Origin of the sequence: Nonomuraea sp. NPDC050540, assembly GCF_044457485.1 — a bacterium.
Lineage (GTDB): Bacteria > Actinomycetota > Actinomycetes > Streptosporangiales > Streptosporangiaceae > Nonomuraea.
The window spans coordinates 154,429-172,535 of sequence record NZ_JBITHA010000021.1; the positions used below are offsets into that span (position 1 = coordinate 154,429).

At 68.6% G+C, this 18,107-nt stretch carries 15 protein-coding genes; 6 read left to right on the forward strand and 9 right to left on the reverse strand.

Annotation, left to right across the window (positions count from 1 at the left end; all coding sequences use genetic code 11):
* Positions 1 to 1,061 precede the first annotated feature (1,061 nt).
* Complete coding sequence (locus ACIBI5_RS46295; protein WP_397256963.1) at positions 1,062 to 2,276, reverse strand: hypothetical protein; 1,215 nt, start codon at positions 2,274 to 2,276, stop codon at positions 1,062 to 1,064.
* A gap of 434 nt (positions 2,277 to 2,710) precedes the next feature.
* Between ACIBI5_RS46295 and ACIBI5_RS46300 the strand changes: the two genes are divergently transcribed.
* The 3 genes from ACIBI5_RS46300 (at position 2,711) to ACIBI5_RS46310 (ending at position 5,393) form a co-directional block, all read left to right on the forward strand.
* On the forward strand, positions 2,711 to 2,980 hold the full coding sequence (locus ACIBI5_RS46300) for a hypothetical protein (RefSeq protein ID WP_397256965.1): 270 nt from the start codon (positions 2,711 to 2,713) through the stop codon (positions 2,978 to 2,980).
* Between the two features lie 373 nt (positions 2,981 to 3,353).
* Positions 3,354 to 3,593, forward strand: coding sequence for a hypothetical protein (locus ACIBI5_RS46305; RefSeq protein ID WP_397256966.1), 240 nt, complete (start codon positions 3,354 to 3,356; stop codon positions 3,591 to 3,593).
* Between the two features lie 90 nt (positions 3,594 to 3,683).
* Entirely contained in the window at positions 3,684 to 5,393 is a 1,710-nt protein-coding gene (locus tag ACIBI5_RS46310; RefSeq protein ID WP_397256968.1) for a chondroitinase-B domain-containing protein, read from the forward strand.
* A 206-nt stretch (positions 5,394 to 5,599) separates the two neighbouring features.
* Here the strand turns inward: ACIBI5_RS46310 and ACIBI5_RS46315 are convergent, their stop codons facing one another.
* From ACIBI5_RS46315 to ACIBI5_RS46325, 3 genes are all read right to left on the reverse strand, one after another.
* Positions 5,600 to 6,130: an IS5 family transposase gene (locus tag ACIBI5_RS46315; protein ID WP_397256970.1), complete on the reverse strand. Its 531-nt coding sequence runs from the start codon at positions 6,128 to 6,130 to the stop codon at positions 5,600 to 5,602.
* Between the two features lie 166 nt (positions 6,131 to 6,296).
* On the reverse strand, positions 6,297 to 6,647 hold the full coding sequence (locus ACIBI5_RS46320) for a hypothetical protein (RefSeq protein WP_397256972.1): 351 nt from the start codon (positions 6,645 to 6,647) through the stop codon (positions 6,297 to 6,299).
* Complete coding sequence (locus ACIBI5_RS46325; protein ID WP_397256974.1) at positions 6,644 to 7,264, reverse strand: PASTA domain-containing protein; 621 nt, start codon at positions 7,262 to 7,264, stop codon at positions 6,644 to 6,646. The genes ACIBI5_RS46320 and ACIBI5_RS46325 overlap by 4 nt, the downstream gene beginning before the upstream one ends.
* A gap of 72 nt (positions 7,265 to 7,336) precedes the next feature.
* Here ACIBI5_RS46325 and ACIBI5_RS46330 point away from each other — a divergent pair, with 72 nt between their 5' ends.
* The 3 genes from ACIBI5_RS46330 (at position 7,337) to ACIBI5_RS46340 (ending at position 8,815) form a co-directional block, all read left to right on the forward strand.
* A complete protein-coding gene (locus ACIBI5_RS46330; protein ID WP_397256976.1) occupies positions 7,337 to 7,465 on the forward strand; it encodes a hypothetical protein in 129 nt (42 codons plus the stop codon).
* Between the two features lie 14 nt (positions 7,466 to 7,479).
* Positions 7,480 to 7,659, forward strand: coding sequence for a hypothetical protein (locus tag ACIBI5_RS46335; RefSeq protein WP_397256978.1), 180 nt, complete (start codon positions 7,480 to 7,482; stop codon positions 7,657 to 7,659).
* Positions 7,660 to 7,954: 295 nt separating this feature from the next.
* Positions 7,955 to 8,815: a S1 family peptidase gene (locus ACIBI5_RS46340; protein WP_397256980.1), complete on the forward strand. Its 861-nt coding sequence runs from the start codon at positions 7,955 to 7,957 to the stop codon at positions 8,813 to 8,815.
* Positions 8,816 to 9,112: 297 nt separating this feature from the next.
* On the opposite strand, the gene ACIBI5_RS46345 is transcribed toward ACIBI5_RS46340, so the two are convergent.
* The 5 genes from ACIBI5_RS46345 to ACIBI5_RS46365 all read right to left on the reverse strand — a co-directional run bounded on the left by ACIBI5_RS46345 (position 9,113) and on the right by ACIBI5_RS46365 (position 18,085).
* Complete coding sequence (locus tag ACIBI5_RS46345; protein ID WP_397256982.1) at positions 9,113 to 12,322, reverse strand: protein kinase; 3,210 nt, start codon at positions 12,320 to 12,322, stop codon at positions 9,113 to 9,115.
* Between the two features lie 471 nt (positions 12,323 to 12,793).
* Positions 12,794 to 14,260, reverse strand: a complete 1,467-nt coding sequence (locus tag ACIBI5_RS46350; protein WP_397256984.1) for a hypothetical protein — start codon at positions 14,258 to 14,260, stop codon at positions 12,794 to 12,796.
* Positions 14,257 to 15,105 (reverse strand): OmpA family protein, encoded by an 849-nt coding sequence (locus tag ACIBI5_RS46355; RefSeq protein WP_397256986.1) that lies wholly within the window; start codon positions 15,103 to 15,105, stop codon positions 14,257 to 14,259. Before ACIBI5_RS46355 ends, ACIBI5_RS46350 begins: the two co-directional genes overlap by 4 nt.
* A gap of 11 nt (positions 15,106 to 15,116) precedes the next feature.
* Positions 15,117 to 17,600, reverse strand: coding sequence for an Hsp70 family protein (locus tag ACIBI5_RS46360; RefSeq protein ID WP_397256987.1), 2,484 nt, complete (start codon positions 17,598 to 17,600; stop codon positions 15,117 to 15,119).
* Positions 17,597 to 18,085, reverse strand: coding sequence for a hypothetical protein (locus ACIBI5_RS46365; RefSeq protein ID WP_397256989.1), 489 nt, complete (start codon positions 18,083 to 18,085; stop codon positions 17,597 to 17,599). Before ACIBI5_RS46365 ends, ACIBI5_RS46360 begins: the two co-directional genes overlap by 4 nt.
* Between the last annotated feature and the right edge of the window lie 22 nt (positions 18,086 to 18,107).

Genomic DNA, 18,107 nt, shown 5'->3' on the forward strand with positions numbered 1-18,107 from the left:
GGGGATCCCGGGTGGACGTCCGGGGCCGGGCCGAGAGCGTTTGGGTGCGCCGGCCGGCTGGGCGAGTGCGGGACGCAGGTTCCGAAACCCGCGCCGGACTCGGGCGGGGTGAGCTGGCCTCGCGCGGCCGGTTTCTCCCACGGATGGCGTAGGTCCTCGGTCAGCCGGCGAGCCAGGCGCAGCTGGGTGTGAACGATGAGCAGTAGCCAGGTCCAGCGGTCGGCGGCTTGGGTGGCGCGCAGCTTGGGCTGGGTCCAGCCGAGGGTCTGCTTCCAGAAGCGACAGGTGTGCTCCAGATCGAATCTGCGCAGGAATGCCTGCCGGCAGCGATCCACGTCCGCGTTGGTGGCGCCGGTCTTGGAGGACCAGAGCCAGACCGGTGGGGCGTCACGGTCGCCGGGCAGGTGCTCAACTTTCAACCGGATCAGGGTGCCCTCGATGAGCGGCGGCGCACCCTGGTGATCGAGCCAGGCAGCGCGGTGCGTCAACCGGGGGTGGAGTCGGTCCCAGGCCTGGGTCTCGGCCTTGCTGGCGAGGATCGGCGATGAGATGCCCGCCCGGCTCATCGATTACGCCCGCACCCTGACCGGCCGCCTGCCGCACCTGCGACAGGCCCGGGGCTGAGGAACCCGCGGACAGCCGTCGAGCGGCAGGGTGCGTCGGTCTCGCGCCCGCGGGAATTCCCCGACAGGCTCAGCAATGTGAAATACCACCTGTGTTCGTTGAGTGGTTGAGCCTGGCCATGGCCACAGGACCTGGGCTTACTTCCTGAGATCCCTGGTTCTTTCGAGATTGATGAGATCTCAGAGATCGTGAAGGTCCATCGCCCTTGTCGTTCGTCTTGCAGGGATGGCGAAGACGAGGAGGCCAGAGTCGGCGCCGGCATTGGCGCGGGGACGTGGCGGCCGCCGTCACTCCGGGCGCGGTCGGCGCGCTGGTCGCCGCGACCGGATTCGCTTATGCCTTCGCCCTGGCCGGGGCCCTCGCCCTGGCGCCGCCTTCGCCGCTCCGTACGAACCGGCGTCTGCCATCTGATGGCGCGCTCCTCCAAACGGTGAAATTCAGCGGTAGCGGGCAATCATGGGGCCGAAGTGCTTGCCATAGGCGAGGCCGACTGCGTAGACCGTGCTCGTTCCGGGCACCGCGCTCACCGCGGAGACGTCGACCTCGCGTCTACGATTCGTCCCCGCCATCGGCGGTAGCTCGGTCCGGCTGCCATCGGGCGCGGCCTGAATGGTTCCGCTCAAGCCGCCCTCGTCGGCGTCCCAGTCGACCAGAACGATTCCGTCCCTGCCGTCGGAGCCGGACGCGCTGACGTCGGCCGGTCCCGGCACCCGAGACCAGGCCATGCCGTCCCAGTGCAGGATGATCGTGCTACTCCTGCTGCCGTCCTCGTAGTCGAACACGCTGCGGGTGCCGACCGCCCACACGTTGCCCGGACCATGGGCGACGACCTGGGTGAGCGTGATCGACGGGATGCTGCCGTCTGGCCGGCCCCGGCTGTTGATCTCGCTGCTTGGGGTGCGGTCCTCGGGCGCGGGGACCAACTGCCATGACTGGCCGTCCCAACGCATGGTCGCCGCCTGGGAACTGGAACTCCCCTGCGCGAGCGGCCGGCCGGTGCCACCGACCGCCCACACCTGGTCGGGCGCCGCGGCCGACACCGACGCCGCCCAGCCGGGCAGGCGCATGACCGTCCAGGCCCGCCCGTCCCAGTGCGCGGCGTGATCCCCAACCACCAGCCACACGTCGTCGGGCGCGAGGGCGGTGGCACCGGCCCGCTCGCCCGGGTTGTAGTCCATGTCCGGTAGCGGAACCCGGCTCCAGCGCTCGCCGTCCCAGTGGTGCGCGGCCAGAGCGGCGGTGGCGGCGAAGATCCAGACGTCGCGCGGTCCGGTCGCCACCAGCGCAGGAAACCTCTCGTCGTCTTTGGAGTCCCACGTCACCTCAGGTGCGCGGCGCTCACGCCACCGCTGACCGTCGAAGTGCAGGAGCAGCAGCCGACCAGTGCCTTCGTTCGGGCTGCCGAGCACCCACACGTCGCGCGCACCGCTGGCCGCGACCGCTTTCAGCCGGGTTCCGCGCTGGTCGCCGACGTGCTCAAGCCGCCACCCGCGGCCCCGGGCCGCACGGACTGGAGCGGGTTTTGGGCTCGCCGCGGCGACGCTGGTAGAGGTGGGGGTCGGCGCGGACGCACCTTGCGGCGGGGGCACGGCCGCGCACCCCGCGGCCAGGACGGCAGCCGCGCATAACATGGCCAGGCCCTTGGCACTCATGACACGAGATGCGCGAGACGGGCGAAGGCCTCGTTCACGGACTTTCCGTGAGACGATCGCGGCAGCATCGGCGACGATCTTCAGCTCGGGCATCTTCACGACCCTTCCATATCCTGCGCGGCTCCTCGACAGCGTACGCAGCGCCACGCACGCCCAAGATCCAATGCCGCGGCCAGTAGGAGCAAAGCGGTCGAGAGCGCCACCACCCCGGCCGCTCGCCTCGTTGTCGTCCTGGCCGTCGTCTACGCCCCCACCAGAGCGATCCGCGAGCTGCGACTGGACGGCGTCGACCGGGAACCGGCGGCTTCCCATCGCTGGAAGGCCCGCCCGATCGATGCGCTCATCCACCAGGTCCCGCTCGACTGGCTCCCCCATGGGCATAGCCGCTGGTCAGACACGGCGAACCGCATCTGACCATCAATCAGAAGAGTGCGATGGGCGCTCATTTCGTCAGCGCCCTGTGGGGCGACAAGGAACTCCGCGGCCGGGCCGCGACCCTGGAACGGCTTCGCGTGGACCGGCAACTCGAAGAGGCCCTGGCCCACGGAGCCGACCCGCTGCACCTGGCATCGGTGTTCGGCCTCGACCCCGAGACCGCGATCCACTACGCCGAAAACGCCGAGTGCTTCTGGCGACCGCTGCTGAGAAGCAAGATCCCGCCAGTTCCCGCGAACCCAAGGGTCAGTACGGTCCATGAAGCGTGAAGGCCCTTAGGTTCATCCTGAGGACCCTTCAGTTCGCGCGAACTCTGGGACTTCCCGGGGGTTGAGGAACCTGCGGACGGCCGTTGACGGTACCCACAAATATCTTCCGCCGCCAGATGCTCCGCCGTCGCCGAACACCTGCTCGCCGACGAACTCGATCAGAGGCCCAATCGTGATCCCCTGGGCCATGACGCCATGACCCCGACGAACTCTCCGCGTTTCAGATCTCACCAACCGAACTCGCGTGTGTTCCCGATGAGAGTCCTTCAGTCCGGCTGAACTCACTGCGGACGTGCCGTTAACGAACGTGTCACCAAGCCCCAAGCGCGGGTGATCATGACTGATGAGGCGGTTGTCATGGTGATGCCGTCCCGTGGCTCGACGTCTTCCGGCCAGGCGGTGTCGTCGCCTGCCGACCTGCTCGCCGCACCTGACCGAGACCAGCGTCGTAGTCGCCGACGTGCTCAAAGGCCGGGACGACTTCGAGCCCCTCGGCGCCCGCGCGTACGTGCCAGAGGTCGGAGGACTGGGCATCGGTCCTAGGGTGCAGTTCTGGCCCCACCGGCACAACGCCGACGCCATTTTCCTGGCACTTCTCCAGAACATTTCCTAGCGCAGGAGCCCTTGCCCTCACAGGCGTTTACCTCTAACCTCCGTGATCGTCGGGCGGATTGCGTAATCCTCCTATGTCTAGGGAGTGCGTGTGCGACGTTTGCTGGCTTTGTGCGTCCTGTCCACCATGCTCGTGGCGGCCCCGGCCCACGCGGAGGCGCAAACGCTGTACGAGGCAGAGGACGCGACGCTGGTCAAGGCGGTCGTCTCCAACAGGTCGCCCGGCTACAGCGGCTCGGGCTTCGCCGACTACGACTCCGCGACGGGCGCCTACGTCGAGTTCGTCGTCCCCGCCGACGCGCCTGCCGAGGTCGACCTGATCTTCAGGTTTTCCAACGGCAGCACCGTCGATCGCCCGCTGGACGTCGCGGTGAACGGCGTCAAGATCGCCACCCGGCCCTTCTCGCCCTCCACCGACTGGGCCACCTGGCGCTCCACGACCGTGCGCGCCACCCTGAAGGCCGGCGCCAACACCGTACGCCTGACCACCACCATCGCGAACGGGCCCAACCTCGACAAGGTGACAGTGCGCCCGGTGGGCGAGGAGCCGGGCGGCACCGTGGTCACCTCGATCGCCGCCCTCACCGAGGCCATCAGGATCGCGCAGCCCGGACAGCGCATCGTGCTGGCCAACGGAACCTACGTCGTCAACGCCGCCATCCCGATCGCCGGCAGGAGCGGCGTCACCATCGCCGCCCAGTCCGTCGGCGGCGTCACCCTCACCGGGTCCAGAACCTTCACCTTCGACAGCTCCGCGAACGTGGCCATCGAGGGCTTCGTCTTCAAACAGCGGACCGGCATCATCGTCCCGTCGAACTCCACCGGCATCCGCATCGCCAGGAACACTTTCCAGCTCGCCGAGGTCGACGGCGCCGAGACTCACTTCCTGGACGTCCAGGGAGACGACGCGGAGGTGGCCAACAATCTCTTCGCGGGCAAGACAGAGCACGGCGTTTTCCTGCAGGTCGGCGGCGCGACGATGCCGCTGCACGTGGCGATCAGGCGCAACCACTTCCGCGACAACACCTCCACCGTCAACGGCAGCGAGGGCATCAGGCTCGGCCTCAGCGCCCTCGGGCAGGTCTCGGCGCGCGCGGTGGTGGAGCACAACCTGTTCGAGAACGTCGTGGGCGACGACGAGGTGATCTCGGTGAAGGCTTCGGACTCCGTCGTACGGCACAACACCATCCGAGGTGGTGTCAAGGGTGTGCTGACGCTGCGCTTCGGCTCGCGCAACACCGTCGAGGGCAACCACATCATCGGCGGCGACAGGGGGATGCGCGTCTACGGCGCCGAGCACACCATCGTCAACAACCACATCCAGGGCGTACGGCGGGACGGTGTCTACCTCGGAGCCGGTTACGACGCCATCCACGACGCGGCCGTCAGAGTCAAGGTGCTGCTCAACACCGTCGTGAACGCCGGTGGCGCGGCCATCTCCGCGCAGGGCGGCTCCAACCCCGCCACCTCCCCGCTGGTCGCCGACAACCTGTTCGCCCGCGCCTCTCAGGGCACGCTGATCTCGCTCGGCAACGCCGTCACCCCCACCGTGCGCGGCAACCTGTCGTGGGACACCGTCTCGGGCACCAACCCCAAGCTGGTCCAGGACGCCAACGGGATCCTTCGTCTCAGCTCCGGCAGCCCGGCCGTCAACGCGGCCAAGGGCGGCTACCCGGCCGTCTCGCACGACCTGGACGGCCAGGCCCGCCAGGGCGTCGCCGACGTGGGTTCCGACGAGTACGCGCCGGAGATCGGCCCCGGCCCGCTGACCGCCGCGCAGGTGGGCCCCACGGCGGGCTAGCAAGCCGCCCTCAGCCTGGTCGGCGAGGTGCCCACCGGCAAGGTCCGGTATGACAACCTCGTGGTCGCGGTTGGCCTCGCTGGTGTAAGCCCGGTCGGCCAGGACACGATCGGGGCGCGTGCGGGGTCGGCCGCCGCCGAGCCGGGCGGTACGGATTCTGCCCAGCACCAGGATGAACTGCGGGCTGTCGCCGCGATGCCCAGCGGTCACCACCAGAGCCAGTACCTTACGGCCCTGCTCACAGGCCAGATGGTCTTGGTGGTCAGCCCGCCGCGGGAGCGGCCCAGGGCGTGATCGGCCGGTTCGACCTGCACGCCACCGGGCGATTGCTTCTGCGTCGGCCCGTCTCGGCGAGCGCCGACGGCGTGGTGGTGAGCACGGCTGGTGGTGGAGTCCACACTCACCGACCAGCCGACCCTTCCCGCAGCGTCCGCCTGCGCTTGCAGCGCGGAAAGGATCTGTGCCCAGGTCCCGTCACGCTGCCAGCGGCGGAATCTGCCATAGACCGTCGCCCAGGGAGCGTAGGCCTCGGGCACGTCGCGCCAGGGAGCCCCGGTCCGGATCCGCCATCGAATCCCATCGATCAGTTGCCGTCTGCTCCATTTCGGCGGACGACCCCGACCTGAGCCGGCGGGTAACAGCGGCTTCAGCGCTGCCCACTGCCCATCGGTCAGGTCGTGCCGCCTCGTCACCGCTACGCTGGCCACGAGGTCGCGCGCGAAAGGGTCACGGATCACCAGTTGCAGCGTCCACCTGGCGCAGCGTGGTCAGGGCTGTCCGGCACGGATACCCGTGCCGGACAGCCCTGCCAGATGGCTACGAGCAATCTCGAGCGGCTTATCGCCCTTCGGCAAGCTTCACCAGGCCGAACCCGAGACCCGTCAATGCCGCCAAGAAGCAGCCTCAGCCGGACGAGTCGGGCCTGGAGGAGGGCGGTGTCCCGAGGACGGTCACCGAGTCGAGGAACTTAACCCGTGCGGAGTTGAAGGCTTCAAGCGTCCAGGTACGGCTCGGCGTCAGGACGTTGAACAACGCCGAGCCCGACCGGAAGACCACCACGTCGTCCAGCTGCTGGCTCACACGGCCTTCGCAGTCGGCCGGCACGACCACCTTCCAGGTGATCCGCCACTGGTTCAGTGCGGGGGTTGGCGCCGCGGTGACCGAGCCGGTGGTGCGCAGCACGCAGAAGACGTCGGACGGGATCGTCGCCGGCCCTGCCGGGGCCATCAGGCTTAGGGCGAGCAGCCAGGTCATGGGCATGTGTCCGGCCAATCCGCGATGAAGATCCGCACGAGGGACCCCGGCGAAACCTGCGTCCCGCCGACGGGGGTCTGGCTGAGTACCGTGCCCGGAGTCGCGTTGCAGAACGGGTCGATCTTGATGGAGGCGGTCAGGGTCAGTCCCCTGGAGGTGATGGCCTGCCGCGCGGCGGCCGTGTCGAGCCCCACCACGTTCGGCACAGTGACCTGTTGTGGCGGGACGGTCACCTCACGGAACACGTTGAACTTCGTGGCCGTGCCGTAGGCGCCGCGCAGGAAGAAGGCCCTGGTGGCGAAGACCTGGACGGTCTTGCTGCCGACCTTGCCCACCGGGGATCCGTCAAGCGTCACCTTGTAGTTGCTCAGGGTGCACAGCGGATTCTCCGTGGTCACCGAGACGTTCCAGCTGACCGTGACGCTCTGGCCGGCGGCGACGGTTGTCGGCGAGACGGAGAAGGAGTTGAGAACGATCGAGTCGATGCAGCTGATGGGGTCGGGGCCGGGGTTGTCCGGATCCTTGTCCGGTGGGAGGGCGCCGGCTGGCCCGGCCAGGCCGAGGGTCAGCATGATCGCGACGATCCCGAGCAGGGTCGTCCACCATGAACGAGACATCCACTTCTCCTTTGGTCGGTTACTCCCTAAGGCGGGACATCTCGTTCCAGTTCACGTTCCGTTCCGTTCCAAGTGGCGGAACGTAACGAGCTCATCCTCGGCATCGGTGGGCTGTCCCCGCCGTACGTGCTCAGCGTGCTGGCCGTCGCCGGCAGCCCCTCTGCCTGGCGTTCTGGCGCCATTCCCTGGGCCGGGGCTTGATCATCATTAACCTCATGGCCCTCCTCAAGGTCGTCTGGAGCATCAGCGAGGGAGGCGACAGCGGCTGGGCGGTCCTGCTCCCGGCCGCGGCCGGACTCGCCGTGTGCGACCTGGCCATCATCTGGATCGCCCGGCGCCTCCACCTGCCCATCTCGCTGCGCCGCCCCCGAACCACCACAAGGCCCGGCTCATAGCGGAGCCGTCCGCACCGGTTCTTCATGGTGGTAGCCGCATGGCCGGCGGTGACAGGTCTTCGCGTGCGCGCTCATCGCCACCGAGAAGGTGAACTGGCACTGCCGCTGGGGCCGTACGAGCTGGTCACGAGTCTCGATGAGGGACGTGCGCCACTCATCCTCGCAAGCATGATCGCTTGCGTCGGTTCCAACGGAAATCGCAGGTAGCCTGGCGTGGCGGGCATGTTGACCTGGCAGAACGCCGCGCGAGGCGTCAGGCTCCCCCTCCCCGCACCTTCCGACCGACTGGAGACCTGTGTTCAAGGCAACCGGCAGACGATCAGTGGTGCTCGCCACCCTCATGGCCACCGGGCTCGCACTGACCACCGCGACCACGGCCGCGGCGGGCACCGGCCGTCCCGCGATCATCGGTGGAAAGGCCGCGACCGAGACCTACTCGTTCATGGTCTCCTTCCAGCTGCGGAAACTGCCCGAGCACCACTGCGGCGGCTCCCTCATCGCCCCGGACTGGGTCGTCACCGCCGCCCACTGCAAGGGACTCATGAAGCCCGGCAAGACGCAGGTGCGGGTCGGCTCACTTGAGCGTGACACGGGCGGAGCTCTCACCGGCGTCAAGCGCGTCGTCACCCATCCCAACCAGGACAAGCCCGGTATGCGCGGGGAACCCAAGGACGACATCCTGCTGGTCCAGCTGGATCGGCCGGTGGACCTCGAACCCATCCGCATCGCGGACGGCCCAGGCCGGGTAGGCGAGCCGAGCCGCGTCATCGGCTGGGGCATGACCTGTGACGACCTCGACGATCCGGCCTGCTCGAACGGTTCACGGCAACTGCAGGAACTCGACACCGTACGCGTACCCGACACCCGGTGCTCTTCCCTCAACCGCGGCGAGGAGCTGTGCACCGGTGAGCTCAACGGGCGTGCTGCCAGCGCCTGCAACGGCGACTCGGGTGGTCCACAGATCCGCGGGGCCGGCGGCCGGTGGGAGCTGGTCGGAGCCACCTCGCGCGACGGCGACGACATGACGGACGCCGCGAACGGCGACGCCGGCTGCTCCACCAACCCCAGGGGCGGGCCAGGAGTCGGCATCTGGACCGACGTGACCCACTACCGTTCCTGGATCACCGACACCATCAGGGCACACAGCGCCTCCTGATCATCTGCCGGGCGGCCCAGCGTGGTGCAGGCGTGCTGGAAGGTGCGACTGACGCAGTAGTTCTTGGCGCCTTACAACCAGCATCGCGGCTCATCAAGCCCTTCCCCAAGCGGCTTCGGTGCGTGCCGTCCCGGACCCGAACCGCCGAGCTCAAACATACGCGGACGCGTCCGGCTCGATGAAAGACCAGTTCCGGCCGCGTGGGCGAGTTCGAAGTGGTACGGGTTTCGACAGGCGCAGTGCTGAGATCCATGCTGTCGCCGCGCGGGTCCCCCGCCAGAGGTGCGATGGAGATCTTCATCCTTCCTTGCCGAGCACCGTGCGCCAGAGAGTCAGGTGGTCGGTGCGGTAGCTGCTGGATCGGCCGATGGCCACGACGTCGGCGCCGGAGATCGCGATCGTGTTCAGCCATTGCGCGCCGGCCCCGCTCAGATCGGGTTGGCTGAGCGGTTGGTCCCGCCAGTCCAGACCGTCCTGCGATGTCCAGACGATGCTGTCGCTCTCGCCGTTCGTTCCCTGCAGGCCAACCGCGACGAGCCCTTTCGCCGTCGCCACGACATCCTGTACCGCTGCCTCCCGCTCCGCGGGGAGCCAGGTGAACTTCCAGGTTCTCCCGTCGTCGGTGGAGACGACGGCGAAGGGCCGCTGCTCACCGGCCTTCGCCCGGCCGGATCCGACGGCTGTGATCTGGTCGCCGACGGCCACGACATGCTCCAGTTCCGCTGATTCGAGGCCTGGTGGCCGGGACCAGGGGCGGGCCGTCCACGCGCGGCCGTCCATCGACACCCACACCACGGCGTTCTCGTGACCCGCGCTTCCGGATCCGCCGACGGCCGCGTAGCCGCTAACGGTCGGCGCCACGTCGTGGATCCGTACGCTGGATTCGCTTGCCGGAAGTTCGACCGAACGGGTGAGCTTACGCAGGTCGGTGGTGAACAACAGAACTGGCCCGGCTGCGGTGCTGCCGGCGATCACATAGCCCGACCTGCCTGCGGCGAGCGCGTGAAGAGCCTGGACGGGATGCTCGGAACCGGCTGAAGCCGAATCGGTGATCTCGATCCGGCGCCAGGAGCGACCGTCGGCCGAGGCCAGCAGAAGCGGTCGCGTGGAGAGCCGCTTGTCCATGGTGAGGCCCGCGGTCAGCCAGCCCGCGCCACCGTATGCCACATCGCTCAACCGCTGCAGGTGCGCCCCGTCGATCTCGGGGCCTTCGACACGCGACCAGGTTCTGCCGTCGGCGCTGGTCCAGATCCCAGCATCCGCGGCGGCGGCGCCCACAGCGAGATACCGGCCGCCGGCGGCAGCCAGCCGGGTGACCTCGGCCGGGAGTCTGGTCCAGCCCGCCACCTTCTGCAGCGCCACCCGCGCGGCGGCCTCGCCTGGTCGCGCCGTCATCAGCACCGGCTCGCCGCCTGTGCTTGTGGACGGCCGGTCACCGCTGAGCACGAACGTGCCGGAATCCGTCACAGCCAATGCCCGCATGTCACCAGAGGTGGCACCCGTGGTGACGCTCTTGTTCCAGACACGTCCGTCCGCACTGGTGTAAACGGCGTACTGGTCCGGACCGTTCATATCACCCATGAGGGCGGCGACGCCCTTCGACGAGAAACTCAGTAGCCGCGCCACGCCGTGGTCGGCGTTGTCCGTCCCGATCCAGCCGCACGGGGACCACTCGACTCCCTCCGACGAGCAGGAGACCTCCACTCCCTTGGGTGTGGTCTCACTAGCCGGGACCAGGACAAAGGCGTCGGACGCCACGGACAGCAAGTAATCGTTGGCGAAGGGCGGTGTGCTGGGAAGCCAGGTACGCCCGGCGTCACGCGAGCGTAAAGCGACCGCGCCGAGGGCCCCCAGTGGGGGCTCGCCCACGGCCAGGACGGTGCTCCCCTTGGCGATCACACCGGTGAGCCTGCGCACGGCATCCAGCTTGCCGATGCTCGTGCTCTCCGTTCTGGCCCAGCTCACACCGTCGGCGGACGTCCAGGCGGCGGGTCGCTCCGTATCGTCGTCCAGGACGGTGGAACCGACAGCCACGAAACCGGACGAGGTCTTGGAGATGGCCATGATCCGGTCTTCGTCCCGGAACACGGTCAGCCCGCCGGCCGCTACGGCCGTCCAGGTATGGCCGTCGGCGCTGGTCCACATGCCTTTGCCGGCCGGGCCGTCGTCGTCCCCCACCGCCAGCCAGCGGCCGTCGCCCCTGACCACGCTGTTTACCGTGGCCGGTCCCCGTTCAGGTCCCCCTTGCCCGGCGACGTCGCCCAGCTGCCACGTCCTGCCGTCGTCGCGGGAGGACAGGAACAGCGGCCGAGGAACCGCGCCGGTCGTGTCACTGCCGGCCGCCACGACCACATCTCCCGAAGCGGCCACGGCGTTCAGAACCTGCTTCCCGCTCCTGTCCGGCGGGGCGGCGAACATCCGGTCCGCCAGGACGGCCGTACCGGCGGGCAAAGACGGATCCGCATCAGAGCCGAACAGCCGCACCCCGACCAGGATCGCACCCACGACGACAAGTGACATCACGACCGAAACGATCCGCCGTGCGGCGGGACGTGCTCCGGCCAGGGCTGACGCAGGACCCGGAGTCCGGCTCGCAAGGGCCTGTGGCGAAGGCGGTGAGGCGAGCATCCGAGCAGCGGCGGCGACGAGCTCTTCGGGGTCCTCTCCGTTGAGGGACATGGATGCGCCGGCCGAACCGCTCGGCTCCCCGACCAACGCCAGCAACACTTCGCGGGCGCTCGGCCGTTGCTCAGGCGTCTTGTCGAGACACCGTCCGACCAGTGCCTGCATCTGCTTCGGCAGGCCGGAGACGTCGCCAGGGTGGTTCAGGATCCGATGCACCGTCGCGGCGAGGTTGGACCGTCCGAACGGTGGATTCCCCGTCGCCGCAAAGATCATTGTGCCTGCCCAGGCGAACAGGTCCGACGCCGTCCCGACGCGCGCGTCGGAGGCCTGCTCGGGCGACATATAGGACGGCGTGCCGACGATGCCCGCCACGGAGGTGGTGGTCGTGTCCAGTATCCGTGCGATGCCGAAGTCGACGACGCGCGGTCCGTCCGGCCCCAGCAGGACGTTGGCGGGCTTGAAATCGCGGTGGATGATTCCGGCCCGGTGAATCGCCACGAGGGCCGCCGCCGTACCGATGGCCAGGCGTTCCAGTTCTCCAGGTTCGAGCGGGCCCGCGGACGCGACCCGCTGCTGGAGCGACGGCCCGTCGATGAACTCGCTGACCACGTAGGGACGGCCGTCGGCCATGGTGTAGTGCAGGACGCGAGCGGTGCAGAAAGGGGCGACCGTACTCGCCGCTTCGATCTCCCGCAGAAAGCGGCGGCGGGCTTCCTCGTCATCGGCGTGCTGGCCCTGTAAGACCTTGATGGCGACGCGTACGCCCGTGGGAGCCCGGGCCAGATAGACGATGCCCTGCCCACCTTCACCGATACAGCCGATCAGCCGGTAATCGCCCAGTTGGGCAGGCTCCCCTGGTCGTAACGGACGGGGCTCCGGCACGCATGCTCCTTTCCGCCACTCCGCGCAGACTGCGGCCTCCTGACATCATCGCGCACCGCCACCGCCGTCCTGAAGCAAATCAACGGGTCGTCCCGCTAGATGATTGATTCCTGGTGGTCGCGGGGCATCGTTCATTGGTCGTAGGCGATCAGGGAGCGCAGGATCGGCTGTCCGGTCTTGTCGTTCTGCCAGATCGCAGCGGTCAAGGCGAGGATCCGGGTCAGAACACGGACGGTGAGTCCGGCGATGGTTCGGCCACCGTGTCGTTCCAGGTCGAGCCGGCCTTGGGAAGTCTGGCGACAAAGCCCGCCTTGATGCCGCGCCGATATAGAGCGAATTCCACCAGGTTATGGCGTTCAACCCGACGCCGAGCGCGGCTATCTGGTCTGAACCCCGAAGAACCAGATCGGCCTCGAACGCCACACCGCCCGCACCAGCGACGGACTCTGGCCCCGGGTCAACCATCAGGGTCTAGCGTCCGGCCTCCGGCGGGCGGTTACCGGGCCGCCAACCCAGGGCGTACAACTCCGTGACGGGTCCGAACTCGGTGGGGTCGCGGCGCGGACCCGCGATCAGCCGGCTCGCCACGAAGAATCCGATCACGGTCAGGACGGCGCCCAGGCCGACGGCGTCCATCAAGAACGCGGCAACCGCTACCGCGGCCAAGGGGCCGATCAGCGCGCCGCAGGCGATTCTCCAGCCGCGCTTCCTCCTGCACCGACGGCAGCGCGGCACCTGGACAGTGATCGTCCGCCAGGTTATCCGGGTCTGGTAATAGTCGGTCGCGCGGTTGACGTCACCGTGCATGGGCAGGTGCAGCGCGCATGGCTCGTCGGCGTCCTGTCCGCAGAAGAAGCAGCAGGCGTAGGAGAGGTTGTCCGAAATGATGTCGACGTTCTCCTGCACGCGATCACGGACCGACTCCGAGTCCGCCAAGGTGAGGGCGTGCTGGAGGAGGTCCAAAGATCGCCGGTAGTCCTTGGCCGTGTTCACGTAGGCGACGACGCAGCCGAGAACCGTCAGGGCCATGTCGTCACCGGCCTCCCGCACCCCCCGGTGATCGTCGGGCAGTACGCTTGCCACCACGCTGAGAAGGGACTTGGCCTCGTCGAGGAACTGCTCGGCCAGCTCGTCCCCACGTTCAGGGGTCGCTCTGACGGCCTGCCCCACGTTCTTGCACAGCGTCTTGATCCTGGACGTCTCGTGCCCCACCGCGCCGTGCAAGGCCTCGTCGACCAGCCCGGTCGAGAATCCGGACGCTCGCATGCCGGTGATGTGCCCGCGTGAGTCCTTGAGCCGCCCGTCGTGTGCGGCCGCGACCGCCAGTTGGGCGTTGATGGCCAGCAGGGCAGCAGGAAGGTCCTCGCGCATCCGGCGGACGACGCCCGCCGTCAGTCGTGGATCGTCGAGCTCGTTGGCGCGTACCCGCATCAGCTCCCAGAAGGAGTCGTCGGCGATCACCTCGCCCCAGCACTTGTACGCTCGCGTCCACAGCCGGATGGCGTCGGTGTCCAGACTGTCCGTGTCGAGTGCCCAGACGTGTGACAACACCGCGATGTTGTGCACCGCGACGGTCCTGGCCGGCTGCTTCGTCGTGCGCTCCCACACGCGGAGCGCGTCGTGCGGCTCGCCCTTGAGCAGGGCGGTCATGGCGTCGTCGACCTCGCCATCGGGCATCGGCCACAGCCAGAAGAGCTCGTCCACCAGCCGGGACACCGGATCCTTCAGCCGCTGTGCGGCTCGTTGCCGCGTGTCCTCGTCAGGGGGCCGGGCGGGCGGCAGTATCCCCTCGCTCGCGCCTGACCTGCCGAGACGCTCCATGAGGCGCATCTTCTCTGTCTGCCTCCGGATGTCGCGTGTCGTCGCGCGCACCGGCAGCCCGGTGATCCGGAAGGCGTTCTCCCGGTACAGGTCCGGCCGCAGTCCCAGCAGCGTCATCCGGCGGCTCCGGAGATGCGCAGGGTGACTGTACGGTTTCGCGCGCCGTCGCGGTACGGCGGCATGACCCCGCCCAGGGACGACAGCGCGAACCTTGTCGTGGGGATCCGCGACGTGGCGCGGAGGATCTCGCGCACGTAGGTAGCCCTGGCCAGGCCGAGGTCGGCGTTGCTGACGTGGTCGCCGCCCGGCAGGAGCGCGTCGCGGTCCGTGTGGCCGACGACGGCCACCTCTATCTCGGTGGCGTACGGGCGCAGACGCCTGCCCAGGTCGCCGAGCACGGCCCGGCCGCGGCGAGTCAGCTCGGTGCCCTGGCTGAACAGGGCGCCTTTGAAGACGATGGAGATCTCCCCCGGTGACCGCCTCACCCGGATCCCCGGAACGTCGAGTCTCATGCGGGCCAGCACGTCGGGCTTCTCCGGCGGCGAGGTCGTCACGACCGTCAGCGGGGCCGTGAGCTGCCGGGGCATCGCAGGCGCGGCGGTTTCCCGGCGGATATCGACGAGCAGGACGAGCACCGCGCCTGTGACCAGCACCGCGCATGTGGCGAGCAGGCCCTTGCCGAGCCTGCGCCGCCGCGCGGCGGGACGCATGGACGCGATCCGCCGGCGTCCGGCGGCGATCTCCGCCCCGCCAGGAGCCAGCCGCTCCGCCTCTGCCCAGCACTGGTCCGCCCGGTCGAGGTCGCCCTGCTGAGCGTAGATGCGAGCCAGCAGGTCCAGCACGGTCACGCTGGGCTCCCCCTGGAGATCTTCCAGCAGTTCCGCGGCCTCTGCGCGGCGGCCGCTCCGCGCCAGGGCCCTGGCCTGGGCCAGGACCAGCTCGCGGGTGACGGATAGGGCCATGGTCACCTGCTTCATGACCCACGTACGACGGTGCTGGACAGATCGAGCGGTGGCGGCGCCGGCAGCATGTTCTCCAGTTCGCGGTTCACGTCGCGCACCGTCCTCATGTCGCCTCGCTCCATCGCCTTCCTACCGGTGTCGATGAGCTGAGTGGCCTCCTGCTTGTCCCGCATGTCCGGCAGCAGGCCCCTGAGATGCTCGAACCGGATGCGGGGGAGCTCGTCCGTCCTCTCCAGCACTTCCGCCGCCAGCCCGTAGGCGTCGGCGACACATCTCCTGACCAGGTCGGCGTCATGGGCGTTGATCGCCTCCCGCGTCGCGGACTCGAGCGTGGTCAGGGTCCGCTGGTCGTTCATGTCGCCCATGCCCAGCACGATGTCCCGGACGCCGGCCATCGTCTCCTTCGCCTCCTGGACCAGCTTGGGCCACTCCACCATCTCCTCTACCTCGTCGATGGCCACCTGGAGATCGAGCAGACGCCTGCCGCACTCCGTGGCGGCGTCCGGATCGGCGCGGGCCGCATCGACCAGCCGGTCGAGGTCCTTGGCGGTCCCCTCCGCGTCGATCCTGGCGACCAGTGTCCCGGCCCTGACGTCGCCGAGGTCCCTGGCTTCCGTGCGCAGTTCGTGCAGCCGGTGCCTTTCGGCACGCACTTTCTTGTTCAGCTCGTCGTGCGTGGGAGTCGTCTCGGTTCGCAGGTTGACGACGTGCTCGAACTCCTCATCAAGGAGCGGAATGTACGCACGCGCGACGACCAGCCGGGACTCGTCGACCACCACGGAGAACTCCACCTCGCTGCCCGCCGGCACGTCACGGGTGACCTGCCCAGGATCGATCTCCAACCGGCCGACCCGCCGGTTGCGGTCGGCGCGCGAATACTCGCCCTCCACGATCGGGATGCGGATGTAGCCTTCGAGCCGGCTGTTGCTGAGTGCGATCGTGGTACGCAGCGTGTGCCTGCGCCGCGCCGGGAGCGGCGTCCCCCTCGGGAGCAGCCAGGCCACATCGTGGTCCTCCAGCCATACGCCGATCGCGTTGGTGAGCGTGGGCTGGGAGTCGACGGCTCCGACCGTGTACGTCAGCTCGTCGGGGCTCACCTCGCGCCGGGTTCCCGAGCCGTCGGTGAGCTCGACGCGGAACGTGTTGGCCCGCCCGCGCTCTGCCCACAGCGTGGCGGTGAAGGTCCCGTCGGCGTCCAGCGCGATCTTGCCGCTCCGCCACTCCGGCCGGGCTTCCGCGTTGACCAGTTCGATCGCGAACCCCGCCGTGTCCGCCCCTGACACCCGGCCTCCGATGAGCGGCTCGGTGTCCGCCCCCACCGGCTCGTAGGCCAGAGCCACCACGTACTCCCCGGCGGGCGGGACGGCCAGTGCCGCCGCGGCGTCCAGGCGTTGGGTTCCGGCGAAGATGGCGGCGCCCGTGGCCACGGCCGTGATGGGATCCCTGCTGTGGTCGAGCGGGATCCCAAGCCCCTGCCGGGGGTCGGCAAGCCGTTCCCTGAGATACGGCGACAGTGTGGGACCACCCACCAGCAGGACCTTCTCGATGTCAGCCGCGCCGAGCCCGCGCTCCTCCAGGGCCTTCTTGCAGAGATTCACCGAGCGCACGATGAGCGGCTCGGTGAGCCGCACCAGTTCCGCCCGCTCCAGGTCGTAGAAGAAGTCGACGTCATCGCCACGGTCGTCCTTCAGCAAGAGGGAGATCGACGCGGACTCGCTGCGCGACACCTCGATCTTGGCCTCTTCCGCGGCCCGCTTGAGCTGACTGATGGTCGCGAGCGACCTCGGGTTGCCCCGGCTGAGATCGGCGAACCGGTACTCCCTCGTCAGGGCCGGGATGAACAGTTCCTCGACGATCTTCCAGTCGATCAGCTTCCCGCCGAGGGTGTTGTCGCCCCGGTGGTTGACGACGGTCAACTCGCCGTCCCTGAGGTTGACCACGGCCGCGTCGAACGTGCCGCCTCCCAGGTCGTACACCAGCCAGAAGGCATTGTCAGCCGTACTCTGGAACCCGTACGCCAGCGCGGCCGCGGTGGGCTCCTGCAGCAGCGGCGCGTGCTCCAGCCCGGCGAGCCTGGCGGCCTGCTTGGTCGCCTCGCAAGCACTGAGCTGGAAGGCCGCCGGCACCGTGATGACCGCCGCCCGCAGATCCTCGCCGGTCCGCTGCGCTACGTCGCCCTTGAGCGACTTCAGTACTTCAGCGGACATCTCCTCCGGCGTCATCGACCGGCCGCCGTCGGCGAAGACCTTGGGCTGGTCGGTCATGCCCATCCTGGCCTTGAACTCGATGCAGGTGTTCTCGTGATCCAGCTCGCTGCGCTTCCTGGCGACGTCGCCGACGTGGAGCCGTTCCGCGCGGTCGATCCAGATGGCCGAAGGGGTGATCTCTGATTGGCGGTTGTTCTTGACCACCTCGACGCCCACGCCGTTCAGCACGGCGATCGAGCTGTTGGTGGTGCCGAGGTCGATCCCGTAGCCGATCGTGGTCCTGGTCACGGGGTGACCTCCTTCGCGACGGCGTCGGGGGTACCCACGATCACCTCTCCTCTCTGGATCACATGATCGTTCAGGTAAACGCTCGGCCGGATGGTCTCCACCACCCGGTCACGGTCGAGGCCGGGCGCGGGCTGGTAGGACAGCACCTCGATCGCGAGCCCCGGGTCGAATGGGTCGTTCACGTGCTCCTGGACCTTGATGCCGGCCTGGGTGAAGGAATCCCAGGCCATCTCCAGGTAGCGGGTCACGGCCCGCGTCTCCCCCGGAAGCCGCCGTACCCGGCGATCGAGCCGCCAGATACTCGTCACCACCTCGGCCACCGAGTGCCCGGAAAGGGCGTCGTCAGGAGTCTCCGTGGTCCGATCCGTCCCCAGACGCTCGAACGCCACCAGGGCGTCGTCGGGCCAGGCCGCGGCATGGATGCGGAATTCCCTCGGATGACGTAACTGCCGTACTTGCGCCGCTATGGAACTCAGCAGTGCCACGTCCGCGCGTTCCTTCCCGTTG